23 protein-coding genes are annotated in these 26078 nt (G+C 65.3%); 12 read left to right on the forward strand and 11 right to left on the reverse strand.

Annotated elements, in window-relative coordinates; genetic code table 11:
* Nucleotides 1-117: 117 nt before the first annotated feature.
* Nucleotides 118-555: a CBS domain-containing protein gene (locus FIU89_RS11540; RefSeq protein WP_152494496.1), complete on the reverse strand. Its 438-nt coding sequence runs from the start codon at nt 553-555 to the stop codon at nt 118-120.
* A 62-nt stretch (nt 556-617) separates the two neighbouring features.
* Nucleotides 618-1514 carry a LysR family transcriptional regulator gene (locus FIU89_RS11545; RefSeq protein WP_152492732.1) on the reverse strand — a complete coding sequence of 299 codons (897 nt, stop codon included), beginning with the start codon at nt 1512-1514 and terminating at the stop codon, nt 618-620.
* Nucleotides 1515-1633: 119 nt separating this feature from the next.
* Between FIU89_RS11545 and FIU89_RS11550 the strand changes: the two genes are divergently transcribed.
* The 8 genes from FIU89_RS11550 to FIU89_RS11585 all read left to right on the forward strand — a co-directional run bounded on the left by FIU89_RS11550 (nt 1634) and on the right by FIU89_RS11585 (nt 9994).
* Nucleotides 1634-3133: a CoA-acylating methylmalonate-semialdehyde dehydrogenase gene (locus tag FIU89_RS11550; RefSeq protein ID WP_152492733.1), complete on the forward strand. Its 1500-nt coding sequence runs from the start codon at nt 1634-1636 to the stop codon at nt 3131-3133.
* 81 nt (nt 3134-3214) lie between these two features.
* Nucleotides 3215-4264, forward strand: a complete 1050-nt coding sequence (locus tag FIU89_RS11555; protein WP_152492734.1) for a nitronate monooxygenase family protein — start codon at nt 3215-3217, stop codon at nt 4262-4264.
* A gap of 86 nt (nt 4265-4350) precedes the next feature.
* Nucleotides 4351-5484, forward strand: coding sequence for a carboxylate-amine ligase (locus tag FIU89_RS11560; RefSeq protein WP_152492735.1), 1134 nt, complete (start codon nt 4351-4353; stop codon nt 5482-5484).
* A 141-nt stretch (nt 5485-5625) separates the two neighbouring features.
* On the forward strand, nt 5626-6195 hold the full coding sequence (locus FIU89_RS11565) for a L,D-transpeptidase (RefSeq protein WP_152492736.1): 570 nt from the start codon (nt 5626-5628) through the stop codon (nt 6193-6195).
* 205 nt (nt 6196-6400) lie between these two features.
* Complete coding sequence (locus FIU89_RS11570) at nt 6401-7543, forward strand: acyl-CoA dehydrogenase family protein (protein ID WP_152492737.1); 1143 nt, start codon at nt 6401-6403, stop codon at nt 7541-7543.
* Nucleotides 7540-8571, forward strand: a complete 1032-nt coding sequence (locus FIU89_RS11575; RefSeq protein WP_152492738.1) for an enoyl-CoA hydratase/isomerase family protein — start codon at nt 7540-7542, stop codon at nt 8569-8571. Before FIU89_RS11570 ends, FIU89_RS11575 begins: the two co-directional genes overlap by 4 nt.
* A gap of 14 nt (nt 8572-8585) precedes the next feature.
* The gene (gene mmsB / locus FIU89_RS11580; protein WP_152492739.1) at nt 8586-9461 is read left to right on the forward strand and encodes a 3-hydroxyisobutyrate dehydrogenase; all 876 of its coding nucleotides are present in this window, start codon (nt 8586-8588) and stop codon (nt 9459-9461) included.
* A gap of 191 nt (nt 9462-9652) precedes the next feature.
* Nucleotides 9653-9994 (forward strand): excinuclease ABC subunit A, encoded by a 342-nt coding sequence (locus FIU89_RS11585; protein WP_152492740.1) that lies wholly within the window; start codon nt 9653-9655, stop codon nt 9992-9994.
* A 33-nt stretch (nt 9995-10027) separates the two neighbouring features.
* Here FIU89_RS11585 and FIU89_RS11590 read toward each other — a convergent pair whose 3' ends face one another.
* The 9 genes from FIU89_RS11590 to FIU89_RS11630 form a co-directional block, all read right to left on the reverse strand.
* Nucleotides 10028-10396, reverse strand: coding sequence for a hypothetical protein (locus FIU89_RS11590; RefSeq protein WP_152492741.1), 369 nt, complete (start codon nt 10394-10396; stop codon nt 10028-10030).
* The gene (gene uvrA / locus FIU89_RS11595; protein WP_152492742.1) at nt 10393-13263 is read right to left on the reverse strand and encodes an excinuclease ABC subunit UvrA; all 2871 of its coding nucleotides are present in this window, start codon (nt 13261-13263) and stop codon (nt 10393-10395) included. Before uvrA ends, FIU89_RS11590 begins: the two co-directional genes overlap by 4 nt.
* Before the next feature lie 133 nt (nt 13264-13396).
* Nucleotides 13397-13954, reverse strand: coding sequence for a bifunctional 2-polyprenyl-6-hydroxyphenol methylase/3-demethylubiquinol 3-O-methyltransferase UbiG (locus tag FIU89_RS11600; protein WP_152492743.1), 558 nt, complete (start codon nt 13952-13954; stop codon nt 13397-13399).
* 174 nt (nt 13955-14128) lie between these two features.
* A complete protein-coding gene (gene lpdA / locus FIU89_RS11605; RefSeq protein ID WP_152492744.1) occupies nt 14129-15523 on the reverse strand; it encodes a dihydrolipoyl dehydrogenase in 1395 nt (464 codons plus the stop codon).
* A 148-nt stretch (nt 15524-15671) separates the two neighbouring features.
* Nucleotides 15672-16259, reverse strand: a complete 588-nt coding sequence (locus FIU89_RS11610; RefSeq protein ID WP_152492745.1) for a DUF924 family protein — start codon at nt 16257-16259, stop codon at nt 15672-15674.
* Between the two features lie 133 nt (nt 16260-16392).
* Nucleotides 16393-17652 (reverse strand): MFS transporter, encoded by a 1260-nt coding sequence (locus FIU89_RS11615; protein WP_152492746.1) that lies wholly within the window; start codon nt 17650-17652, stop codon nt 16393-16395.
* Between the two features lie 186 nt (nt 17653-17838).
* Entirely contained in the window at nt 17839-18129 is a 291-nt protein-coding gene (locus FIU89_RS11620; RefSeq protein ID WP_152492747.1) for a hypothetical protein, read from the reverse strand.
* The gene (queA, locus tag FIU89_RS11625) at nt 18130-19203 is read right to left on the reverse strand and encodes a tRNA preQ1(34) S-adenosylmethionine ribosyltransferase-isomerase QueA (RefSeq protein ID WP_152492748.1); all 1074 of its coding nucleotides are present in this window, start codon (nt 19201-19203) and stop codon (nt 18130-18132) included.
* Entirely contained in the window at nt 19200-22595 is a 3396-nt protein-coding gene (locus FIU89_RS11630) for a DUF3971 domain-containing protein (RefSeq protein WP_152492749.1), read from the reverse strand. Before FIU89_RS11630 ends, queA begins: the two co-directional genes overlap by 4 nt.
* Before the next feature lie 108 nt (nt 22596-22703).
* On the opposite strand from FIU89_RS11630, the gene FIU89_RS11635 reads away from it, so the two are divergent.
* The 4 genes from FIU89_RS11635 (at nt 22704) to FIU89_RS11650 (ending at nt 26077) form a co-directional block, all read left to right on the forward strand.
* Nucleotides 22704-23165, forward strand: coding sequence for a peroxiredoxin (locus FIU89_RS11635; protein ID WP_152492750.1), 462 nt, complete (start codon nt 22704-22706; stop codon nt 23163-23165).
* Nucleotides 23166-23185: 20 nt separating this feature from the next.
* The gene (locus FIU89_RS11640) at nt 23186-23989 is read left to right on the forward strand and encodes a ferritin-like domain-containing protein (RefSeq protein WP_152494497.1); all 804 of its coding nucleotides are present in this window, start codon (nt 23186-23188) and stop codon (nt 23987-23989) included.
* 236 nt (nt 23990-24225) lie between these two features.
* Entirely contained in the window at nt 24226-25548 is a 1323-nt protein-coding gene (locus FIU89_RS11645; RefSeq protein ID WP_172978097.1) for a M23 family metallopeptidase, read from the forward strand.
* On the forward strand, nt 25538-26077 hold the full coding sequence (locus tag FIU89_RS11650) for a polymer-forming cytoskeletal protein (RefSeq protein ID WP_152492751.1): 540 nt from the start codon (nt 25538-25540) through the stop codon (nt 26075-26077). Before FIU89_RS11645 ends, FIU89_RS11650 begins: the two co-directional genes overlap by 11 nt.
* Nucleotide 26078: the final 1 nt, after the last annotated feature.

Raw genomic sequence — 26078 nt, forward strand, 5'->3', positions numbered from 1 at the left:
AAACGTTGGGGAATTGCAAGCGACAGCGCCAAGCGGCGTATTTTTGGAACGATGAGACCCGAGGGCGCGCGCCGCGCTTTCGCTATCGGTCGAAAACTCGGGCCGCGCCGGTCGGCCTCAGTGCCCCATCACCATGCTTTCCAGCGCGGCCTTTTCCATCGACAGCTCTTGCAGACGGGCCTTTACAACATCGCCGATGGTGACCATTCCGATCAGCTTGCCGTCCTCGTCGACCACCGGCATGTGGCGAAAGCGGCCATCGGTCATGCGCACCAGGACCGTGTCGGCGCTGTCCTGCTTGGTGCAGCAGATGGGTTTCGGGGTCATCAGGTCCGACACCTTGTCGTTCAGACAGCCCGAGCCCGACGTGGCAAGGCCGCGCACGATGTCGCGTTCCGACAGGATGCCGTCGGCTGTGGTGCCATCGACCGACACGATCAGGCCGCCGATGCGGTGCTTGGCCAGCATCCCTGCGGCCTCGGACACCTTGGTGTCGGGCGTCACGGTGATGACCCTGTCGCTGTCTTTCGATTTGAGAATTTGCTGGACGATCATCCGGGGCCCTCGTTCATTGATGTTCAACCGGACGTCCAGCGTCCCCCAGAACCGTTTTTCTGTCAAGCTTCGGCCTCCAGCCGTGCCACCTCGGCGCGGACACCGTCGCACAGCGCGGTGGCGAAACGGTTCATCCGGTCCAGGCGCCGGTCGTCCTGGTGGCGCACCAGGTAGAAACTGCGGGTGAGGCTGATCTCGTCGGGCAGGACCTTGTCGAGGCGGCGGAAGAACGGCAGCGCGAAGTCGTGCACGATGCCGACACCGCCGCCTTGCTGGATGCAATGGGCCTGCACCGAGACAGAGTTCGAGGCCAGCGCGACCCGCTCCGCCCCGGTCTCGCCCAGGTAATCCAGCTCCTTGTCGAAGATCATGTCGGGAATGTAGCCCACCATCCGATGCGCAGCGAGGTCGTCCACCGACCGGATCTCCGGCGCCTGGCGCAGGTACCAGCGCACTGCGGCCAGGTGCAGCCTGTAATCGGTGATCTTCTGCACGCTCAGGCGCCCGGCCGATGGCGGGCTGACGGCGATCACCATGTCCGCCTCGCGCCGGCTGAGGTTGAAGACCCGCGGCAGGGCCACGATCTGCAGATCGAGGTCCGGGTTGTCCTGGGCCATCTGGGCGCAGACCTGCGGCAGGATGAAATTGGCGCAACCATCCGGCGCCCCGATGCGGATCTGCCCCGAGAGGCCGCCCGCCTGCCCCGCCATTTCCTCGTCGGCATCGCGCATCGCCGTCTCGGCGCGGCCCACATGCCCCATCAGGCGCTGGCCTGCGTCGGTCAGCGCATAGCCGGTGGGCGACTTGGCGAAAAGCGGCGCGCCGGTATCCGCCTCCAGCCGCGCGATGCGGCGGCCCACCGTGGCGGGGTCGAGCTTCAGCGCCCGGCCCGCCGCCGACAGGCTCTCGGTGCGCGCCACGGCAAGAAACACCCGCAGGTCGTCCCAGTTCGATACCATGCCCCTGCCCTTCGATCCCGCATGTTGCTTTGCATTCCTGCAAAGCCCTTTTGGAATATTGCCTCTTTTCCCATCAAAAACGCAACGCTAACCTGCGCCCAAACCCGAGGAGAACCGTAATGAAAGAGCTGACTCACTACATCGACGGCGCCCGCGTGCCCGGCCAGTCGGGCCGTTTTTCCGACGTCTACAACCCTGCCACCGGCGAAGTGCAGGCACACTGCCCGCTGGCCAGCAAGAAAGAATTCGACCAAGCGGTCGAGATCGCAGCCAAGGCGCAGCCTGCCTGGGGCGCCACCAACCCGCAAAAACGCGCACGGGTGATGATGGAATTCGTCCGCCTGATCAACCGCGACATGGACAAGCTGGCCGAGGCGCTGAGTTCGGAGCACGGCAAGACCTTTCCCGACGCCAAGGGCGACGTGCAGCGCGGTCTTGAAGTGGTGGAGTACTGCATCGGTGCGCCGCAACTTCTGAAAGGCGAGTTCACTGACAGCGCCGGCCCGGGCATCGACATGTATTCCATGCGCCAGCCGCTGGGCGTCACCGGCGGCATCACGCCCTTCAACTTCCCGGCCATGATCCCGATGTGGATGTTCGCGCCCGCCCTCGCCTGCGGCAACGCCTTCATCCTCAAGCCGTCCGAGCGCGACCCCTCGGTGCCGATCATGCTGGCTGAACTGCTGGAAGAGGCCGGCCTGCCCAAAGGCCTGCTGCAAGTCGTGAACGGCGACAAGGAAGCCGTGGACGCGATGATCGACAACGACACCGTGCAATCGATCGGCTTCGTCGGCTCGACCCCGATCGCCGAGTACATCTATGGCCGTGGCTGCTCGAACGGCAAGCGCGTGCAGTGCTTTGGCGGGGCCAAGAACCACATGATCGTCATGCCCGACGCCGACATGGACCAGGCCGCCGACGCGCTGATCGGCGCGGGCTACGGTGCGGCTGGCGAACGCTGCATGGCCATTTCCGTGGCCGTCCCGGTGGGTGACGAGACGGCCGACCGCCTGATCGAAAAGCTGGTGCCGCGCATCGAAAAGCTGAAGGTCGGCCCCTATACCGCGGGCGATGACGTGGATTACGGCCCCGTCGTGACCGCCGCCGCCAAGGAAAAGATCCTGGGCCTGATCGAAAGCGGCGTGCAGCAAGGCGCCGAACTGGTCGTCGACGGCCGCGACTTCAAGCTGCAGGGCTACGAGGACGGCTTTTTCGTCGGGCCGCACCTGTTCGACAAGGTGACCCCGGACATGGACATCTACCAGCAGGAAATCTTCGGCCCGGTCCTGTCGACCGTGCGGGCGGGTTCCTACGACGAGGCGCTGAAGCTGGCCATGGACCACGAGATGGGCAACGGCACGGCGATCTTTACCCGCGACGGCGATGCCGCGCGCGACTTCGCCAATCGCATCAACATCGGCATGGTCGGCGTGAACGTCCCGATCCCGGTACCGCTGGCCTATCACACCTTTGGCGGCTGGAAGAAATCGGCCTTTGGCGACCTCAACCAACACGGCCCCGACGCCTTCAAGTTCTACACCCGTACAAAGACCGTCACGGCCCGCTGGCCCAGCGGCATCAAGGAAGGCGGCGAGTTCAACTTCAAGGCGATGGACTGATCCATCTGCCTTGAGGATACTGACCGGGCCGCGCGGGCAAACCGCCGCGGCCCGGTTTCGTTTTGGAAGGAGGAACAGGACATGTGGCCCGACACACAGCTTTGCGACCTACTGGGGATCGACCATCCCATCATCCAGGCCCCCATGGCGGGCACCACGACCCCGGCGATGGTGGCGGCGGTGTCGAATGCAGGCGGGCTCGGCTCGCATGGCTGCGCGACGTTATCACCGGAAAAGCTGGCCGAGGACATCGAGGCGCTGGCGGGGGCCACGAACCGGTCCGTGAACCTGAATTTCTTCTGCCACGCGCCGCAGGACATCTCAGAAGATCATCACGCCGCACTGCTCGACGCGATGCGCCCGCATTACGACGCCGCCCGCGCCACCCTGCCCGAAGGGATGCCGACCCCCTCTTTCCTGCCTTTCGGCGCGGCGCAGCTGGATTGCCTTCTGGAACGGCCCCCGTCGGTGGTCAGCTTTCACTTCGGCCTGCCCGAGGACGCCGCCATCGCGGCGCTCAAGGACAAGGGCTGCAAGATCCTGTGTTCGGCCACCACCGTGGCCGAGGCCCGCTGGCTGGTGGCGCGGGGCGTCGATGCGGTAATCGCCCAAGGCTGGGAATCCGGCGGGCACCGGGGCCTGTTCCTGGAGCTGGAGAACGACGCACAGGTTGGCCTCTTCTCGCTCCTGCCACAGGTCGTGGACGCGGTCGATGTGCCGGTGATCGCCGCGGGCGGCATCGCCGACGGGCGCGGCATCGCCGCCGCCTTCGCGCTGGGTGCGGCTGGCGTGCAAATCGGCACGGCCTTCATCACCGCGGACGAGGCCAACCGCAAGCCGCACCACCCCGAGGCGGTGGAGGCCGGCACCGATGAAAGCACCCGCGTGACACGGGCCGGCTCGGGCCGCCCGGCGCGGGCGCACCGCACGCCGTGGATCGACGCAATGGCCGGGGTCGACGCGGCCCCCTTCCCGCTGATGTATCACTACAGTCGCCCCCTGCTCGAGGCCGACGGCCCGGCGCACCAGTTCTCGCTCTACGGCCAAAGCGCGGCTCTGGCCCCGTCGGGCGACGCCGGACAGAGGCTGGCCGCGCTGTTGGCCTCGGCCAAGGCCGCGATGGCAGGCTGAACGCCCCGGCACTGCGCCGCCGCTGCACCAAACGCTTGCCAAATCGGCCGCTTTCCTGCTGGTATCGTCGAACAGGGAGGGTAGCCATGACCCAAGACGGCCCCGATTTCACCATCGGCATCGAGGAAGAATACCTGCTGGTGGACCGCGACAGCCTCGCCCTCGCCGAGGCGCCGTCCGAGATGATGGACGCCTGTGCCGAGGAGTTGCAGGACCAGGTCGCGCCCGAGTTCCTGAAGTGCCAGATCGAGATCGGCACCAAGGTCTGTCGCGACGTCTCCGAGGCGCGCGAGGATCTCAAGCGCCTGCGTGCCTGCGTGTCGAAACATGCCGCCGCGCACAACCTTGTGCCCATCGCCGCCTCCTGCCATCCGTTTTCCGACTGGCGCGACCAGCCGCACACCGACAAGGACCGCTACAACACCCTGAGCGACGACCTTGCCGGCGTCGTGCAACGGATGCTGATCTGCGGGATGCACGTCCATGTCGGCATCGAGGACCCGGACCGCCGCGTCGACCTGATGAACCAGCTCACCTACTTCCTGCCGCATCTGCTGGCGCTCAGCACCTCGTCGCCGTTTTGGCAGGGGCACGACACGGGCCTCGACAGTTACCGCCTGACGGTGTTCGACAACCTGCCCCGCACCGGCCTGCCCCCGCGCATGGAAAGCTTTGCCGAGTTCGAGCGCTCGGTCGGCTCGCTCACTGATCTGGGCGTGATCGAGGACGCCAGCAAGATCTGGTGGGACCTGCGCCCGTCCTCCAAGTTTCCGACCATCGAGTCGCGGATCTGCGATGTCCAGCCCCGGATGGAACACACGCTGATGCTGGCCGCGCTGACGCAATGCATCACCCGGATGTTGTGGCGGCTGGCGACGAAGAACCAGCGCTGGCGCATCTACGACCGCTTCCTGGTGGACGAGAACCGCTGGCGCGCACAACGCTACGGCACCCGAGAGGGCCTGATCGATTTCGGCCGCGGCGCGATCGTGCCGATGGCCGAACTGGCCGAAGAACTGCTGGAGCTGATCGACGAGGACGCCCGCTATTTCGCCTGCATCTCCGAGGTCGAAACGCTGCGCGAAGTGATGCGCACCGGCACGTCCTCGACCCGGCAGCGCCGGACCTTTGAAGCGGCAACAGACGCGGGCGCCGCGCCGGAGGCCGCCCTGCGCACCGTGGTCGAACACCTTGTCGAGGAATTTCACGCCGACCTGTGACATCACCGCACCGATAGGCGCCATACCGCCGGCCCCGGCCTTCAAACCTGCGTGAGCCGGCAAAATCACGCGGGATTTCCCTTAACCTTTCTGCCGATCCGTTTAAATACAGCGGAAATACACGCATTACGGAGCACCCCAATGTCCAAGACACGTCTTACACGCCGCGCCACGCTTCTCGGGGCCGCAGCGGGCCTTGCCGCACCGTCCGTGCTGCTCGCGCAGGACAACGCGCCGCTGTCGTCGTCGGTCAAGCGCAACGCGTCCTCTTTCACGACCCGCGACTGGAACGACTATTTCGACAGCCTGGGCACGGGCCGCATCGTCTGCGACATCAACAGCCGCGCCGTGCATCACTGGAACGCAAGCGGGGTCTATTCGCTTTACCCGTCCTCGGTTCCGATGACCGACGAGCTGACCCGCCGCGGCTATACCGAGATCGTGCGCAAGAAGGTCGGCCCGACCTGGACGCCGACCGAAAGCATGAAGGAGCGCGACCCCAGCCTGCCCGATTTCATGGATGCCGGCCCCGGCAACCCCCTGGGCACGCATGCGATGTACCTGGCCTGGCCCGCCTACCTGATCCATGGCACCCACGACACCCGCAAGATCGGACGCCGCTCGTCCTCGGGCTGCATCGGCCTTTACAACGAACACATCGCAGAGCTGTTCGCCAAGACCGAGGTCGGCACCAAGGTTCTGGTCCTCTGACCCCAAGGGCAACATCGGACATTCGGGAAAGGGCGCGGCACCGGGGTGCGGCGCCCTTTTCATTTGAGGGTGCGGAAACCGACAGCGCTTGATTCCCGGCCGCGTTCTGCGCGACCCTCGGATCACACCTTGCGACGCCGCCGCGAACAGGTTAATTAAACGCACGTTCAATTACTCACCCGGGTAAGACGAGGAGGACCCCGCGATGGATTTCGCGCTCAGCGAGGAACAGACCGCCATTTTCGACATGGCCCATGCCTTCGGACAGGACGCCATCGCGCCCCATGCCCGCGACTGGGAGGCACAGGGCACCATCCCGAAAGAGCTGTGGCCGCAAGTGGGTGAACTGGGTTTTGGCGGCCTCTACGTCAGCGAAGAGTCCGGCGGTGCCGGCCTTTCGCGGCTGGATGCCACGCTGGTCTTCGAGGCGCTCAGCATGGCCTGTCCCTCGGTCGCGGCCTTCCTGTCGATCCACAACATGTGCGCCCGCATGATCGACAATTTCGCCAGCGACGATTTCAAGGCCCGCATCCTGCCCGATGTGATCCCGATGAAGACGGTCCTCTCCTACTGCCTGACCGAACCCGGCTCGGGCTCGGACGCCGCCGCGTTGAAAACCCGCGCCGCGCGCACCAACGACGGCTACACGCTCAACGGCACCAAGGCGTTCATCTCCGGCGGCGGCTATTCGGACGCCTATGTCTGCATGGTCCGCACCGGCGAGGATGGCCCCAAGGGCATCTCCACCGTCTATGTCGAGGACGGCACAAAGGGTCTCAGCTTCGGCGGGCTCGAGGACAAGATGGGCTGGCGCAGCCAACCCACGGCGCAGGTGCAATTCGACGATTGCGCCATTCCCGCCGAGAACCTCGTCGGCGAAGAAGGCAAGGGTTTCAGCTACGCCATGGCCGGGCTGGATGGCGGCCGCCTCAATATCTCCGCCTGCTCGCTCGGCGCTGCGCAACAGGCGCTGGACCTGACCAAGGCCTACATGCGCGAGCGCAAGGCCTTCGGACAAAGCATCGACCAGTTCCAGGCGCTGCAATTCCGTCTTGCCGATCTGGAGATCGAGCTGCAGGCCGCCCGCGTCTTCCTGCGCCAGGCCGCTTGGAAGCTGGACACCAAGGCGCCCGACGCCACGAAATACTGCGCCATGGCCAAGAAATTCGTCACCGAAGCGGGCAGCCGGATCGTCAACCAGTGCCTGCAACTGCATGGCGGTTACGGCTACCTTGCCGATTACGGCATCGAAAAACTGGTCCGCGACCTGCGCGTGCATGAGATCCTCGAGGGCACCAACGAGATCATGCGCCTGATCGTGGCGCGGCACATGCTGGCGGAACAATGAGCGACATCTCGATCCGTAAGACCGGCCGCGCGGGCCGCATCACCCTGACCCGGCCCAAGGCGCTCAATGCCATGTCCTATGACATGTGCCTCGCCATCGAGGCCGCATTGGACGACTGGGCCCAAGACGAAGAGGTCGCCTTGGTGATCATCGACGCCGAGGGCGACAAGGCATTCTGCGCAGGCGGCGACATCCAGCAGCTATACGACACCGGACGCGCGGGCGATTTTACCTATGGCCGGACCTTCTGGCGCGACGAATATCGCCTGAACGCCAAGATCGCCGAATACCCGAAACCCTACATCGCCTTCATGCAGGGGTTCACCATGGGCGGCGGCGTCGGCATTTCCTGCCACGGCTCGCACCGGATCGTCTGCGACAGCAGCCAGATCGCCATGCCCGAATGCGGCATCGGGCTGGTGCCGGACGTGGGCGGCTCGCTGATCCTCGCCAACGCGCCGGGCCGGTTGGGCGAATATCTGGGCTTGACCACATACCGCATGGGCCCGGCCGACGCGATCTATGCAGGCTTCGCCGACACCTACATCCCGCAGGACCAGTGGCCAGACCTGATCGCCAAGCTCGAAGACACCGGCAACGTCCACCACATCAAAAGCGAGACGCCCCCACAGGGCACGCTGAGCGACCAGCAGCCCGAGATCGACGCGCTCTTCGACGGCGCCGACCTTGCCGCCATCGTGACCGCGCTGGAGGCGTCGGATAGCGACCTCGCCGCCTCCGCCCTGAAATCCATGCGCCGCAACTCGCCCCTCTCGATGGCCTCCACGGTGCAAATCCTGCACCGCCTGCGCGGCGCGGGTGGGGATATCCGCCACGCGCTGGAGCTGGAATACCGCTTCACCTTCCGCGCGATGGAGCATGGCGATTTCCTCGAAGGCATCCGCGCCGCCGTGATCGACAAGGACCGCAGCCCCGACTGGCAGCATTACCTCGCCGCACCGCCCACCGCGGCCGCCGAGAAGATGCTCCTGCCACTGGGGCCCGACGCAATGACATTCAAGACCTGAGGGAGAGACCTGACATGAAGATCGGATTCATCGGACTGGGCAACATGGGCGCGCCCATGGCCGCCAATCTGGCCGCCGCCGGACACGAGGTGACCGGCTTCGACACCGCCGGCACCACCGCCGAGGGCGTGGCCAATGCCGACTCAGCCGAGGCCGCCGCAACTGACGCCGACGTCGTCATCACCATGCTGCCCAACGGCCAGATTCTGCGCAAGGTGGCTGACACGGTGATCCCGGCGATGAAACAGGGCGCCGTGCTGCTCGATTGCTCCACCGTCGACGTGGACAGCGCCCGCGCCGTGGCCGAACAGGCCAACGCGGCCGGCCTCGGCGCGCTAGACGCGCCCGTCTCTGGCGGCATCGGGGGCGCGCAGGGCGGCACGCTCACCTTCATGGTGGGCGGCGACGAAAGCGCCTTTGCCACCGCCAAGCCGCTCTTCGACATCATGGGCCAGAAGGCCGTGCATTGCGGCCCCTCGGGCAACGGCCAGGCCGCCAAGATCTGCAACAACATGATCCTCGGCGCCACGATGATCGTCACCTGCGAGGCTTTCGCGCTCGCCGACAAGCTGGGCCTCGACCGCCAGGCGATGTTCGACGTGGTCTCGACCTCCTCGGGCTACAGCTGGTCGATGAACGCCTATTGCCCCGCCCCGGGTATCGGCCCGAAATCGCCGTCGGACAACGATTACAAGCCCGGCTTCGCCGCCGAACTCATGCTGAAGGACCTGACTCTGGCCATGCAGGCCGCCGAGTCCGCCGACGCCGACACGCCCATCGGCCAAGCCGCGCGCGACCTCTACCGCCGCTTCGTCGAGGACGAAGACGGCAATGGCCGCGATTTCAGCGCGATGCTGCCCCGGTTCGAGAAACGCGGGCACGAGAGCTGAACCGCCTCTTCCTCTGGCCGAAAATATCCCGGGGGAGCGTCGAAACCCCGTTTCGGCGCGGGGGCAGCGCCCCCTTTCCCGGCCCGGTATCCACGCACCGGCGCAACCGGCATGAAGCCGCCGGCGCACCTGACTCTCAGTAACGCTCCTTCTGCCCAGGTGTTATCCGCCAAAGCAGAAAGAGAAACCATATGTGGAAACCCGTCCTGACCGCCTCCATCGTCGCCGTGTCGCTTGCCGGACCCGTGGCGGCCAAGTCGAACGGCTGCCCTCCCGGGCTGGCCAAGAAAGCCGTGCCGTGCGTCCCGCCGGGACAGGCCAAGAAACACTCGGGGTATGGGCATGATCGCTATGACGGGTACCGCCGGGGCGACGTCATCGAAGGCGATTATATCGTAATCCGTGATCCGGGCCGCTATGGTCTTGACCCCTACGGCACCTATTGCCGGGTTGGCGATCAGGTTCTGCGCGTCGATCGCGACACGCGCGAAGTGCTCGACCTGATCGGGGCCGCCGCGCGCATCCTGAATTAAATTCAGTGTGCAAGTATCTGATACTTATTGCCTTTAAGGGCCAACCGATACGCTCGGTCGCCCCGCCACACCGGTGACGTAACCTTCGCACCGCGCCAAGCCGTTGGCCAGCATCACCTGCCCCTCCATACCTTGCGGCAGGCCGCGCCATGCCGCAACCCAGCCATCGAATAGCTTGTTGCCTGCCGTTTCCCCAAGGAACGCCTGCACACGTGCTCGCATCTCCGCAGCCCGTTGGCGCAGCTCGGCCTCGAACGCAGCATCATCGTCGGCGAGTTCCAAAACCGCAAACAGCCCGCCGCAGAAACACGGCTCTTCCGCAAATCCGCAATCCGGTCCGCCTTGCGCCCACGCCCCGCAGGGCAGCATCAGCCCCAGCAGGACAAAGGCAAACCGCCTCATTCAGCTGCCACCTTGCGCGCCGCCAGCATGTCCTTGAGGTATCGTCCGGTGTGGCTGCGTTCGACCTCGGCCACATCCTCGGGCGTGCCCACGGCCACGATCTCGCCGCCGCCATCGCCGCCCTCGGGGCCGATATCGACGATCCAGTCCGCGGTCTTCACCACGTCCAGATTGTGCTCGATCACCACGACCGTATTGCCACTTTCCACAAGCTCATGAAGGACTTCCAAGAGTTTCTTCACGTCCTCGAAATGCAGCCCCGTGGTGGGCTCGTCGAGGATATAGAGCGTCCGGCCCGTGGACCGCTTGGCCAGTTCCTTTGACAGTTTCACCCGCTGCGCCTCGCCGCCCGACAAGGTCGTGGCCTGCTGGCCCACCTTGATATAGCCCAGTCCCACGCGCATCAGCGCATCCATCTTCTCGCGTATGCTCGGGACCGCCTTGAAGAACTCCTGCGCATCCTCGACCGTCATATCAAGAACGTCCGCTATGCTCTTGCCTTTCCACTGGATTTCCAGCGTCTCGCGGTTGTAGCGCGCGCCATTGCAGGTCTCGCACGTCACGTAAACGTCGGGCAGGAAATGCATCTCGATCTTGATCACGCCATCGCCTTGGCACGCTTCGCAGCGACCGCCCTTGACGTTGAAGGAAAACCGCCCCGGCTTGTAGCCACGCGCCTTGGCCTCGGGCAGTCCGGCAAACCAGTCGCGGATCGGCGTGAAGGCGCCTGTATAGGTGGCCGGGTTCGAACGCGGCGTGCGCCCGATGGGCCTCTGATCGATGTCGATGACCTTGTCCAGGTGCTCCAACCCCTTGATCGTCTCGCAGGGGGCGGGCGTCTGCCGCGCGCCATTGAGGCGCATTGAGGCCGTCTTGAACAGCGTCTCGATGGTCAGCGTGGACTTGCCGCCACCGGACACGCCGGTCACGCAGACGAATTTGCCCAACGGAAACTCGGCATCGACGGATTTCAAGTTGTTGCCGGTGGCCTTGATGATCTTGATCTGCTTGCCATTGCCCGGCCTGCGCTCTGCGGGTACGGCAATCTCGCGCATGCCTGACAGGTACTGCCCGGTGATCGAGTTCTTGTCGGCCGCCACCGCCTCGGGCTTGCCATGGCTGACCACGTCGCCCCCATGCACACCCGCACCGGGGCCGATGTCAAAGACGTAATCGGCGGTGCGAATGGCCTCTTCGTCATGCTCGACCACGATCACCGTGTTGCCCTGGTCGCGCAGGTTCTGAAGCGTCTGCAACAGCCGCCCGTTGTCGCGCTGATGCAGCCCGATGGAGGGCTCGTCCAGAACATAGAGCACCCCGGTCAGACCAGACCCGATCTGGCTGGCCAGCCGGATCCGCTGGCTTTCCCCGCCCGACAGCGTGCCGGCATTCCGGCTGAGCGTCAGGTACTCCAACCCCACGTTGTTCAGGAAGCCCAGCCGCTCGCGGATCTCCTTCAGGATCGCCCGCGCGATCTCGTTCTTCTGCGGCGTCAGCGCGTCCGGCACCGTCTCGCACCAGTCGAACGCCTCGCGGATCGACATCTGTACCACCTGCCCGATATGGCGCAGGTCATCCGGCTTGCCGATCTTCACGGCCAACGCCTCTTCCCGCAGGCGATAGCCGCCGCAGGTGCCACAGGGTCGGTTGTTCTGATAGCGCTCGAACTCCTCGCGCACCCAGCTCGAATCCGTCTCGCGATAGCGCCGCTCCATGTTGGGGATCACCCCCTCGAACACGCGGGACACCTGGTAGACGCGCCCGCCCTCGTCATAGCGGAACTGGATTTCCTCGTCGCCCGAGCCATGCAGGAACACCTGTTTCACATGCGCCGGCAGATCGCGCCACGGCGTGTTGGCGTCGAATTCGTAATGCCGCGCAATGGCCTCGATGGTCTGCAGAAAATAAGGGCTTTTTCCCTTGCGCCATGGCGCAAGCGCGCCGTCATAAAGCTTCAGAGCGGCGTCGGGCACCACCAGTTGCTCGTCAAAGAACAGCTCCATCCCCAGCCCGTCACAATCCGGGCAGGCCCCGAACGGCGCGTTGAACGAAAACAGCCGCGGCTCGATTTCGGGAATGGTGAAGCCGCTGACCGGACAGGCGAAATTCTCGCTGAACGTGGTCCGCTCCGGCTCGCCCTCCTTCGGCGCCGTCTCTAAAATCGCGATGCCGTCGGCAAGGTCCAGCGCGGTGCGGAAACTGTCCGCCAGCCGCGTGCCGATGCCGTCCTTCACCACGATCCGGTCGACCACCACGTCGATGTCATGGCGGAACTTCTTGTCCAGCGTCGGCGGCTCGTCGAGATCGTAGAACGTGCCGTCCACCTTCACCCGCTGAAAGCCCTGCTTGCGCAGCTCCAAAAACTCCTTGCGATACTCGCCCTTGCGGTCCCGCACGATGGGCGCCAGCAGGAAGGCGCGCGTGCCCTCCTCCATCGCCAGCACGCGGTCGACCATATCCTGCACCTGCTGCGCCTCGATGGGCTTGCCGGTTGCAGGGGAATAGGGCGTGCCGACCCGCGCGAACAGCAGCCGCAGGTAGTCATAAATCTCGGTCACAGTGCCGACGGTCGAGCGCGGGTTCTTGCTGGTCGTCTTTTGCTCAATCGAAATCGCCGGGGACAGACCGCTGATATGGTCCACGTCCGGCTTTTCCATCATGTCCAGGAACTGCCGCGCATAGGCCGACAGGCTTTCGACATAGCGCCGCTGCCCTTCGGCATAGATCGTGTCGAACGCCAGGCTCGACTTACCCGACCCCGACAGGCCGGTGATCACCACAAGCTCGTTGCGCGGAATATCCACGTCGATGTTCTTGAGGTTATGCTCGCGCGCGCCCCGTACTTCGATGTTCTTCAGCTCGGCCATACTGCCCCCGGTGTCTCACCCGTTGACAGATAGTTTACGCCGCCCGTTCTTCCAAGGGGAAAAACGGAACATAGCGCGAACAGCGGTCAGGCCCTGTCAGCAGCGCCTGCTTTATCCACAGTTTATTTGCCGATCACTTCCGGGCCAGCGCCCAGGCGCAGATCGGAAAGGCCGGATCGTTGTCCAGATTGTCGCGCTCCGGGTCGTAATCCGGCGGCCAGTCTTCACCCAGGTTCCGCAGTCCCGCCAGCCTGTTTCCCCATTGCTCGGAACGGATCCTGCCCTCGTCGAACCCGGCCTCGATCAGCAGGTTCTTCAGCCCCCGCGCCGTCCAGCGCGAACAATCCACCGGATCGCCGTGATAGGGGATGAAAAACGGCACCGCGACCCAGAAATATCCGCCCGGGCGCAGCATCTCGATCACGTTGCGCGTCGCGGCATAAGGCCGGTCCAGATGCTCCCACACCTGGTTGGCCAGCACGATATCGAACTGCCGCACGGTCCCGTCCTCGTCGGTATAGGGCCCCGCGCAGATGTCATGGGCCGGATAGCGGAACCGCTCGTAACTCTTGAACTCATACCGCCGGCCATGCTTGCCCGACACCTCGGCAGCCTCCATCGACGCCAGGTCCAGCTCCTCGAACCAGGCGCGGGAACTCTTGTACATCACGATACGGTTGAGGCTCGCCATTCCGCTACACTTCCAATGTCATCGACACGCGCACCATCTCAGATGCGGCCCAATGCGAAAAGCCCCGCACCGCTTCCTCTGGCCGAAAATATCCCGGGGGAACGTTGAAACGTCGTTTCAACGTGGGGGCAGCGCCCCCGCTTTTACCAAACCTGCGCGCCGCAGGCGCTCATTTCAGTAGTGCACCGCCCGCCCATAGGCATCCAGCACGCTTTCATGCATCATCTCGCTGAGCGTCGGGTGCGGGAAGACCGTGTGCATCAGGTCCTCTTCCGTGGTCTCCAGTTGGCGGCCCACCACATAGCCCTGGATCAGTTCGGTCACTTCCGCGCCAACCATATGAGCGCCCAGCAATTCGCCGGTCTTGGCGTCGAAGACGGTCTTGATCATGCCCTCGGCCTCGCCCAGTGCAATCGCCTTGCCGTTGCCGATAAAGGGGAAGTTGCCGATCTTCACCTCGTATCCCGCCTCCTTGGCCTTGGCCTCGGTCAGGCCGACGCTGGCCACCTGCGGGTGGCAATAGGTACAGCCGGCGATGCTGTCCGGGCGCACCGGATGCGGGTGTCCGCCGGCGGCCAGCTCGGCCACCATCACGCCCTCGTGGCTGGCCTTGTGCGCCAGCCAAGGCGCGCCGGCCAGGTCGCCGATGGCATAGATGCCGTCGACGCCGGTACGGCAGTATTCGTCCACCACCACGTGGCTACGGTCCACCTTGATGCCCAGGTCCTCCAGGCCGAGGTTCTCGGTATTTCCGACGATCCCCACGGCGGAAATCACCGTGTCGAACTCCAGCTTCTCGGTCTTGCCGCCGGTCTCTATATGGGCAGTCACCTTGCCCTTGGCGCGGTCCAGCTGCTTGACCGTGGATTTCTCCATGATCTTCATGCCCTGCTTCTCGAACGCCTTCTTCGCGAATTTCGCGATCTCGGCATCCTCGACCGGCAGGATGCGGTCCATCACCTCGACCACGGTCGTGTCGGCGCCCAGCGTGTTGTAGAAGCTGGCGAACTCGATCCCGATCGCGCCCGAGCCGATGACCAGCAGTTTCTTCGGCATCCGCGGCGGCTTCAGCGCGTGCTTGTAGGTCCACACCAAGTCGCCATCGGCCTCGAGCCCCGGCAGTTCGCGTGCCCGCGCGCCGGTGGCCAGAACGATGGTCTTGGCGGTCAGCTCCTCGCTGCCCTTCTCGGTCTTGACCGAAACCTTGCCCTTGCCCGTCAGCTTGGCCTCGCCCATCACCGTGGTGATCTTGTTCTTCTTCATCAGGTGGCCCACGCCCGAGGTCAGCTGTTTCGCCACGTCGCGCGACCGCTTGACCACCGCGTCGAGATCATAGTCGATCTTCTCTGCCTTCAGGCCGAACTCCTTGGCGCGGTGCATCAGGTGAAACACCTCGGACGATCGCAGCATCGCCTTGGTCGGAATGCAGCCCCAGTTCAGGCAGATCCCGCCCAGATGCTCGCGCTCGACCACGGCCACCTTCAGGCCCAGCTGCGCGCCCCGGATGGCGGCGACATAGCCGCCCGGCCCTGCCCCGATTACGATCATGTCATAGGATTGCGCGGCCATGCGATGCTCCGTTCCCAGGTCGATTTCAAAATATAGTTTGATATTAAACTATCTCGGAGACGACCACAACGTAGCTAAGCCTCCCGCAACAAGATGCCACGCGCCGGCCCGGTTTGTCCATGAATTCCAATAGCTCGCACCGCTTGCGTTATGCGGCGGCGTCGGCGTCCTGAAGCTCGCGCACCACTCCGCCGTAGCCGCCCTTCTTCATGAAGGACTTCTCGGCGTCCGAACTGCCGCGCCCCAGCACGTCGTTTCGGTGCGGGAACCGGCCAAAGCTGCGGATCACTTCGCGGTGCGCGCGCGCATGAAGCAGGTTGTCGTCGCCGCCTTCGGGCATCCGCTCGCAGATCAGCCGCACGCAGCGGTCCTGATCGCACAGGTTCTCCGAATGCATCAGCGGCAGGTAGAAGAACTGTCGCGCGGGTTCGTCGATGCGCGTGTCCCAACCCTTGTTGATCGCAGCCTTGGCGGCGGCCAGTCCGAACTTGTCGGTGGCGAAGGCCTGCGCCTGGTCGCGGAACATGTTGCGCGGAAACTGGTCCATCAGGATGATATAGGCAAGCGTGCCGCTGGGATAGGTCAGCCACAGCCCGTTGGTCCCGTCACAGGCGCGGTGATACGCATCGAGAAACCTGTCGCGCACCGTCTCGTCCAGATCGTCGGACGCCTCGTACCAGCCCTTCGGCCCGACCTCGTCGAGCCAGAAATTCAAAATATCCTCGGGCGCTGTCATCCTATCCTCCCGTAGTGGGCAGCACTCATATGTAACAGGTTAACGACATCCCCTGCCCGGTGGACAGTAAAGAATTGCAACAAAGGCAATGTTTCGTGACATCGTCCCGTTTCTGCCGCGCATATGGGCAATCTCACGCGGCCTGTCCATCCTCTGAATTTTCCTCTGCCGCCTCCATGGCAACTTCCTGCGCATAGGTCACCGCCATGGGCGACACACCCGGCACCACCGCGGTGTAGCGATCGGTGTCGTCGGGCGCCGCGCGCTGGGTCATCCTGTACGCGGCATAGGCCGCCATCATCGTGCACAGTGTCGCGATATGCAGGAAATACCCGCTCGGCCCCACCACGCCCATGATCCAGCCGGTGATGATCGGGCCAAAGACCGCGCCCAGCCCGTTGATGAACACCATGCCGCCGGCCGCGGCCGCCATGTCGTCGGTCCCCAGGAAGTCGTTGGTATAGGCGATCAGCAACGAATAAAGCGGGTTCGACATGCCGCCCACCAGGAAGGCCGCCACCAGCAACAGCCAGAACACGCCGCCCAGGGCCATGCCGATCACCGCGCCAAGCGCCGCAATGGCCGAGGCGATCAGGATCAGCAACCGCCGGTCCATCCGGTCCGACAGCCAGCCCAGCGGGTACTGCACCAGCATCGCGCCGACATAAAACGTCGCCACGAAGGTCGAGATCTGCCCCACGGTCAGCCCCGCCTCGGCGCCATAGACCGCCGCCATGCCGAACTGGGCCGCAAAGACGCCGCCCAGAAGGAACATGCCGACACAGCCCAGGGGCGAGATCCGCATGATCTCGCGCAGGGTCATCGGCTTGGTCGTGTCGAAGGCCGGTGTCGGGCTGATCGACAGCAGAATGGGCGCGAAGGACAGCGAGATCAGCACGGACGGGATGATGAACAGAACGAATCCGCCCGGATCCGCGGTCAGCATCAGCGCCTGGGCGCTGACGATACCGACCATCTGCACGATCATGTAAAGCGACAGCGCCTTGCCGCGGTTGTCGTTCGTGGCGGCGTTGTTCAGCCAGCTTTCGGCGGTGACGTACACGCCGGAAAAACAGAACCCGATCAGCACGCGCCCCACGCCCCAGGCCCAGGGGTTGGCAAAAGCCGGATACAGGATCATCACCGCCGAGATCATCGAGGCCAGCGCCGCGAAAACCCGCACGTGGCCCACCCGCCGGATCATCTCCGGCGCCATGCGCGAGCCGAAGAGGAAGCCCAGGAAATAGCCCGACATCACCAGCGACATTTCCAGCGTCGAGAAGCCTTCCATCTGGCCGCGCACACCCAGGAGCGTGCCCTGCATGCCGTTGCCGACCTGCAAGAGCATCATGCCCAAAAGCAGGGCCCAGGCGCTGGAAAGAACGGAAAACATGCGGGAACTCCAATGACTTTCAGCCCGTCTAGACGGGCGTCGCACAACAGGTCTGGCTCAAACGCGACTCGATCCGTCGCTGGTGCAGGCCTTGCCAGTGTTTCCCGCCGGTTTCAACAGCGTCCGGCGCCGCAACAGCCGCCGATGGGCGGAACCACGCGCGGCAGCCCGCTCCGGGGCGGAAGGTCAGCCGGCCGGCGGATCGTGGGGGTCCGGCCTGCCCCGGTCCGACGTCGTGGCACCCGCCTGAAGATCGGCCAGCGTCGCTCGCTCCAGCTCTTCGCGCGACATCCCGGTCAGCACGCGAAAGACCCACAGCTTGACCGGCTCGCGCTTGAGCGCAAGGTTGGCGGCAAAGACGATCAGCGCACAGACAAGCCCCGCGATCACGTAGTTCAAGATCAAAAGCGCGGCACTGGTGATCAGCCCCACCCACATGACGCGGCTGACAAAGCCCGGCACCTTGTTGAGTTTCATTCAGGTCTCCTCCCCGTCATCCACGGCATCGGGTACCAGAAGAGACGAATCCCCGTAAGAGAAGAATCGGTACTCATTCCGGATGGCGTGCGTGTAGATATCCTTGATGCGCTCGGGCCCCATCAAGGCGCTGACCAGCATCATCAGGGTGCTCTTGGGCAGGTGAAAATTGGTCATCAGCGCGTCCGTCACCCGAAACTCGAAACCGGGGTAGATGAAGATATCCGTCTCGCCACGCCACGGCGCGATCGTGCCATCGCGGGCGGCGCTTTCGATCAGGCGCAGCGCGGTGGTGCCCACCGGAATGACCCGCCCGCCTTGCGCTTTCGTCGCGGCGATCTCGGCCGCAGCCGCCGCGCTGACCTCGCCCCATTCGGCGTGCATCCGGTGGGTGGTCACGTCCTCGACCTTCACGGGCAGGAAGGTGCCGGCGCCCACATGCAGCGTGACCTCGGTAAAGGCGATACCCTGCGCCGCCAGTTCCGCCAGTAGCGCGTCGTCGAAATGCAGGCTGGCCGTGGGCGCCGCCACCGCGCCGGTCTCCTTGGCGAAGACCGTCTGGTAATCGTCGCGGTCACGTGCATCGGCGGCGCGCTTGCTGGCGATATAGGGCGGCAGCGGCATCGCGCCCGCCGCATTGAGCGCGGCGTCGAAATCTTCCCCCGACAGGTTGAAACGCAGCATGCCCTGCCCGTCCTCCTTGTCCAGCAGAGTCGCCTCCAGGCCCGCTCCAAAGCGCACCACTTCGCCGGTCCGAAGCTTTTTCAATGGCTTGATCATCGCCCGCCAGTCGCCCTCGGGCGTGGCGTCCAGCAGCGTCGCCTCGATCCGCGCCTCGGTCTCGCCCTGCGCACTGTCACGCCGGCGCAGCCCCGACAGGCGCGCCGGGATGACCTTGGTGTTGTTCAGGATCAGCCGATCGCCGGGCCGCAGGTACCGGCCCAGGTCATGGACCCGCGCATCGGTGATCGTGTCCCCTCGCGCCACCAGCAGCCGCGCCGACGGCCTCGGTCGTGCGGGCCGGGTCGCGATCAGCGTCTCGGGCAGGTCGAAATCGAAATCCGACAGCTTCATCTGCCGGCTTCCCGATTGTTGAAATCCCGCACGCGCGAGCCCGATTGCGGCGGCTGCGACTGTGACCCCTCCGCCCCCTGCTGCGTGCTCTGCGCGGGCTGTCTGGATTGCGGCAATTCCGGTGCCGGGCGGCGGAAGAGCTCCCGGAACATGCCCGGAGTGAAGGCCGACAGCGGGTTGACGCTGACCCGCGGGCTGCGGGCTGGCCCCTTGAGCGTATAGTTGAACCCGAACAACCCCTCGCCCCTCCGGGTAAAGAGCGAGCCCACGGCGTTCACCAAATAGACCGGCGAAATCACGCCCTGCATGTCCATCTGCCCGCTTTCCGGATAGTAATAGCCGTCCATCGTGATCCCCATTGCGGCGCCCACCGCGCTGCTGGAATAAAGCGTGACGCGCTGGGGCGAAAGCTGGAAACGCGCCTCCAGCGACTCGAAGTGTATGCCGTCGCCGCCCAACTGCTCCAGCAGACCCACGACCGTCAACGCGTTCAGAAGCGCGGCCATCGACGGCGCATCCTTGAGCCGCATCGACCCTTTGGCCGTCAGCCTGCCCTCGTAGATGCCCGGGCCCTTGCCCGGCACCAGCGTCACGTCCAGCTTGCCGTTGCGGGCGCCCTTGACCAGCCCCGCCGAGACCAGCACCCCGGCCGCGTCCTTGGCCTGGATGCGAAAGGCGCTGCGCCCGTTTTGCGGCACGACCCGGCCGGTGATCGGCGACATGCCGTTGATCCGGCCGGTAAAGCTGCCGTTGGCCCCCTGCGACATGTCCAGGTCCGCCCGGAAATCCGTCAGCGCGATCCCGTCCGATATCTGCAGGCGGTCCAAGGCCAGCGACACCGGCCCGCCGCGCTGCGTGCGTTGTCGGCCCCCACCGCCGCCATCGCCCGCCAGCGAGGTCTGGCGCAGATCCACCGAACCGCCCTGCACGCGCAACGCCGGCGCCGCACCCGCACCGCGCCCGACCAGTTCCACCGGCGCTTTCAGCCAGCTGCCGATCTGGACCTGCGAAAACGTGGCCCGGTTCAGCTGGCCGTTGTCGCGCAGGGTGACCGCGCCGCGCGCGGTCAGCCCCGCGCCCGAAATCTCCAGCCGGTCGATCGAGGGCGGCTCCCCCAGCCGGCCCGACGCCTCCAGCCGGCCTGTCGCACCCTGCGACAGCGCCCAATCCAGCTGCGGCACGCGCAGGCCCACACCGGCCAGGGTCGAGCTCAGCCGGAACACGCCAGGCGCACCTTTTTCAAAGTCGATCTCCATGTCGGCCCGGCCCGCGCCCGACACGCTGCCCGGCGGCAATCCGATGCCGAACTCCTCGACAAAGCGTTCGGACAATTCGATCCAGCCGCGCACCGTGCTGGTGTTCGCGCCGGGGCTGATATCGGTCTCGAACCGCCCGTCGAACGGCACCTGCCCGATGCGCCCCGCCCCGGCCACTGTCAGCACATCGTCCGCAAGCGCCACGTCCAGCGCGGCGGAGGACAGCACCCGGCCCGGCACCAGAACCTCGCTGCGCACATCGCGCAACGTGCCCGCTATGTCGAACTCCACGTCCTCGACCGACAGCTTTTTCAGCAGGCGAAGGTCAAGTACGCCCTGCAATTCCGCCATGCCGTCCGCCAGGGTCACTTCGCGCCCGGCCTTGGTCAGAAACTCCAGCGGCGGTTCGTCCAGCAGCGACAGGGCCGCCGTGATCGTGCTGCGTGTGCGCAGGTTCACCTGCGCGGGCGTCCGCTTGATCGTCACGTCCGGAATGTCGAAACTGGTGCCCGAGATATCGACCCGCCCGCCCTGCGGCGCGGTCACGTGCCCGCCCAGTGCGGACACCACGAAACGGTTGTCCATCAAGGACGCGTGCCCGTGCGCATCTTCGATCACCGGAAAATTCTTGATGAACTGCGTGCTGAACTTCTCGAAATCGAAGCCCAGGAACAAGTCCGGGCTGCGCTTGGGCAGCGACCGCAGGGCAAGCTGGATGTTCCGCAGGTCCGCCGCGCGCACGTTCTCGGTGATCCAGTCGCGGGTCTTGTCCTGAAGCCGCTCGGGCCAGAGCTGCAGCAGGCGGTCGGGGTCGATGCGCTCCATGTGGCCGTTCAGCGTGACGTCCCAGCCTTCCGGCTCGGCCCGCGCCTCGCCGCTCAACCGCAGCACCTCGTCCTGGTCCGACAGGCTCAGCTCGCCGAGGGTAAGCGCGAAAGGGTTCAGCTTCAGGCGCATATCCATGCGCGCGCCCTGAAGCGTGACCGCCTCGGCATAAAGGTCCATCGGGTTGGCCACCACCTCCGACAGGTTGACCTGCAACAGGATCTCGCGCGGCCAGCCTTTTTCCACCCCCACCAGATAGGCATGGCCCGTGGCGCTGGTCTTGACCCACTTGCTGTCGATCGACAGCTCGTTGAAGACGATGCGATCCTCGGACGGGTCGTAGGTAAAATAGCTGCGCACCGAGTCGAAGGCGATGGGCTCGGTCGCCTCGTTCGGCCTGACCGCGCCCTGGCCGATCTGCAACGTCGCGTTGAGCGGGCCGAGCTTGCCCGTGTCATCCACCGAGGCGCGCAGCGCGCCCGAGATCGGCGCGTCGATCGCGTAAAGCCACGCCAGCGCGGGCGATTGTCCCGCCACGTCGCGGGCCGGCATGTCCTCGAAGCTCAGGCCGACCTCGGAGGCCGCGCTGCCCAGGCGGCCGGTATAGTTCAACGCCAGCGTGGTGGCATAATCGCGCGCGCCGATCAGCGCAAAATCCCCGCGCAGGCGGATGTCGTCGCCCTCGCGCGTCACGTCCAGTCGCCCGCCATCGGCGGTCCAGGCCCGCTCGGTGCGCTCGTCCTCGTAGCGCAGCGAGACGTTCGTGGCCTCGATTGTCGTCAGGCTTCTGAAGGCGGGCCGGTTCAGCACCACGTCCAGCCGCTCGGCCATCGCGGCCACCGTCACCGGCTGCTGCTCGGAAGTTCCCACCTCGCCCAGCGTGACGCCCACCTCGCCCGCGTCGGTGCGCCGAAAGCTCAGCTGCGCCCCCGACAGGCGCACCGTGCTGGGATGCAACTGTCCCTGCAACAGCGCCTTCAGGTCCACGGTGCCCTGCACGTCCGACAGGTTGGCGATGGGCAGGCCGGTGGTGTCGCGGACCGTCACGTCGCGCAGCGACAGGCGCGGCACCCAGCCTTCCTCCATCACCACGGCCATGTCGCCGAAATGCAGCGACACGCCTTCGACGGCCGCGTTGATCTCGCGGGTGACACGGTCCCGCACCCAGTCCGGCGCCGAGAGCCGCGTGCCAAGCATCGAGACCGCCGCCACGCTCAGCCCCAGGCACACCGCCAGCACCAGCGCGACGCTCCAGAGGCCGAACCGTTTCAGGCGCTTGCCGCGCGGTTTTGTCTGCGCCGTGTCGCTCATAAATCCCGATGTCGCGCGTTCGCCGCGCATTTGCCTGCCCTCTTTGCTTTATTCTTGCCGCTTACGCGTTAATTTGAAACTCACTTTTTGCTCATGGGAGAATCCGACATGCTCGAACCCGGCCAACCGGCCCCCGATTTTGCCCTGCCGCGCGACGGCGGCGACCTCGTCACCCTGTCCGAACAGCGCCCCGCGCCGGTCGTGCTCTATTTCTATCCCAAGGACGACACGCCCGGCTGCACCAAGGAGGCCATCGCCTTCACCGGCCTGGCCGAGGACTTCGACGCGGCGGGCGCCAAGGTCTTCGGCATTTCCAAGGATACCGTGGCCAAGCACGACAAGTTCCGCGACAAGCATGAGCTGGGCATTCCCCTTCTGTCTGACGCTGAAACGCATGTCTGCGAGGAATACGGCGTCTGGAAAGAGAAAAAGATGTACGGCAAGACCTTCATGGGGATCGAGCGCACGACCGTGCTGGTCGACCGCGAAGGCATGGTCGCCCGGGTCTGGCCCAAGGTAAAGGTGGACGGCCACGCCGAGGAGGTGCTGGACGCGGTGCGCGCCCTGTGACCGATCAAAGCCTTGCGGAAATGGCGGTGGAGGTTCTCACCACCGCCGACGGGCGCGAAAAGACGGCGCTGTCGCGGCGCCATGCCGCCACCTGGTTCGCCGCCCGTGCTGCCGGGCGCGACCTGCCCGTGGGCACCGCCGCGCCGCCGCTGCGTCCGGCCCGCCCCGACCTGCCGCAGCTTCTGGACCCGCGCGACGTGCCCCGCCGCCGCCCCGGTACCGCGCCCGGACGGCTGGCGATCCTGCACGCCGTCGCACATATCGAGCTCAATGCCGTGGACCTTCACTGGGACATCATCGCGCGCTTCACGGACGTGAAGATGCCCCTCGGGTTCTACGACGACTGGGTCAAGGCGGCCGACGAAGAATCCAAGCATTTCAATCTGGTATGCGACTGTCTTGAGGAAAAGGGCATTCACTACGGCGCGCTGGATGCCCATGCCGGCATGTGGCGCGCCGCCGAGGACACGGCCGAGGATTTCATGGGCCGGCTCGCCGTCGTGCCGATGGTGCTCGAGGCCCGCGGCCTCGACGTGACGCCCGGCATGATCGACCTCTTCCAAGGCGCCAAAGAGACCCGGACGGTCGATGCGCTGAAGGTAATCTATGCCGAGGAGGTCGCGCATGTCGCCTATGGGTCGAAGTGGTTCCACTTCCTTTGCGGGCGGCACGAGATGGATCCGAAAACCGCCTTTCACGATCTTGTCCGGCGCTATTTCCACGGCGCGCTCAAGCCGCCTTTCAACGAGGAGAAACGCGCCGAGGCGGGCCTGCCGCCCGATTTCTACTGGCCGCTAGCCAACGGTCCGGTCCCCGGCACCTAGCGTATCCGCGCAATCAACCCCTTATGAATCGGCAATTTTTTGCCAGTTCCGGCACAAATCGGCGCACTGCCACGCAGCCGTGGTCAAAATCCTTGCCCAATACGACCCTGCTGTGTACCCAACCCCGGACGATGCCACCGGACCATCCGGCCAAGAATGGACACGATCGCGGCAGACGACGCGGCAGAGGTTTGAGCATCGACACGGGGAAAAGGTTGCAAGGGACGGAGTGAAACGTGCGCAGTCGATTGTTGATCAAGCTGAACCACTTTCTGGAAAGACACTTCCCGGAACGCCGCGTTTTCCTGCGGTCAGACACCGACACACGCTTCATCAGGCTCCGCCCCGCCACGCAACTCGTTGCCTTCCTCGGCGCCTCCGCCATCGTAGCCTGGGCGATCATCGCGACCGCGGTCCTGGTGATGGACTCGATCGGATCGGGCAACTTCCGTGAACAGGCCAAGCGAGATCAGCGCACCTACGAGGCCCGGCTGAACGCGCTCGAGGACGAACGCGACAAGCGCGCCGAAGAGGCGCTCGCGGCACAAAACCGCTTCAACTCGGCGCTGGAGCAGATTTCGGTCATGCAGACCGAGCTTCTGTCGTCCGAGACCCGCCGCCGCGAACTGGAAACCGGGATCGAGGTGATCCAGTCCACCCTGCGCCGCACCATGAAAGACCGCGACAGCGCCCGCAACGAGGCCGAAGAGCTGGCCGCGGCGATCGAGAATTCCGGCGACACGCCCCTGCCCGGCGCCTCGGGCAGCACCGGCGAGGACCCGATGGTCGAGTTCCTGTCGTCCCAGCTGGCCGCCACCGCGCAGGAGCGTGATCAGGTCACCGCCGATGCGGAGGACGCTCTGCTGCGCGCCGACGAGATGGCCAGCCAGATCCAGCTGATGCAGGACCAGAACGACCAGATCTTCCGCCAGCTGGAAGAGGCGATGTCGATCTCGGTCGAGCCGCTGGACAAGATGTTCAGCGCCGCCGGCATGAACCCGGACAATCTGATTGCCACGGTGCGCTCGGGCTATTCCGGCCAGGGCGGCCCGCTGATGCCGCTCAGCTTTTCCACCCGCGGCGAGGAACCCTCGGCGGACGCCCGCCGCGCCAATGGCATCCTTCAGGGCATGGACAAGCTGAACCTCTACCGCATCGCCGCGCAAAAGGCGCCCTTCGCGATGCCGGTCAAGTCCTCCTTCCGCTACACCTCGGGCTTCGGGATGCGCTGGGGCCGGATGCATTCCGGCACCGATTTCGCGGCCCCCCACGGCACGCCGATCTATTCCACCGCCGATGGCGTGGTCACCCATGCCGGCTGGCAGTCGGGCTATGGCCGCCTGGTCAAGATCCAGCACGAGTTCGGGATCGAGACCCGCTACGCCCACATGTCCCAGCTGCGGGTCAAAAAAGGCCAAAGGGTCTCGCGCGGGGATCGAATTGGTGATATGGGGAGCACTGGACGTTCGACCGGCACCCATCTACACTACGAGGTCCGTGTCGGCGGCAAGGCCGTCAATCCCATGATCTACATCAAGGCTGCAAGAGATGTTTTCTAAAAGCAAAATCAACGACCCCGCGCCGAAGCAGGATTCTGCGGCCAAACCCGCCGCGCCGGCCGAGCCGCGCAAGGACACCAGCACCGCCAGCAGCGGTGAATTCAAGGCCGCGGCCCCCAAGGCCAAGCCGCCCGCATCGGTCCTGTCGCCCGATCTGCACGTCACCGGCAACCTCAAGACCACCGGCGACGTCCAGGTCGAAGGCACTGTCGAGGGCGACATCCGCGCTCACCTGCTGACTATCGGCGAAAGCGCCACGATCAAGGGCGAGATCATCGCCGATGATGTCGTGATCAATGGCCGCATCGTCGGCCGCGTGCGTGGCCTAAAGGTGCGCCTGACCTCGACCGCCCGCGTCGAAGGCGACATCATCCACAAGACCATCGCCATCGAATCCGGTGCCCATTTCGAGGGCTCGGTGCAGCGGCAGGACGACCCGCTCAACGCCGGCGGCAAGAAACAAGCCGCCCCGGCACAGCAAGGCGCGTCGCCCACCCCGGCCCCGGCCAACGAACCGGCGAAAAGCTGAC

The organism is Roseovarius sp. THAF27 (assembly GCF_009363655.1).
In the GTDB taxonomy this organism is placed as follows: domain Bacteria; phylum Pseudomonadota; class Alphaproteobacteria; order Rhodobacterales; family Rhodobacteraceae; genus Roseovarius.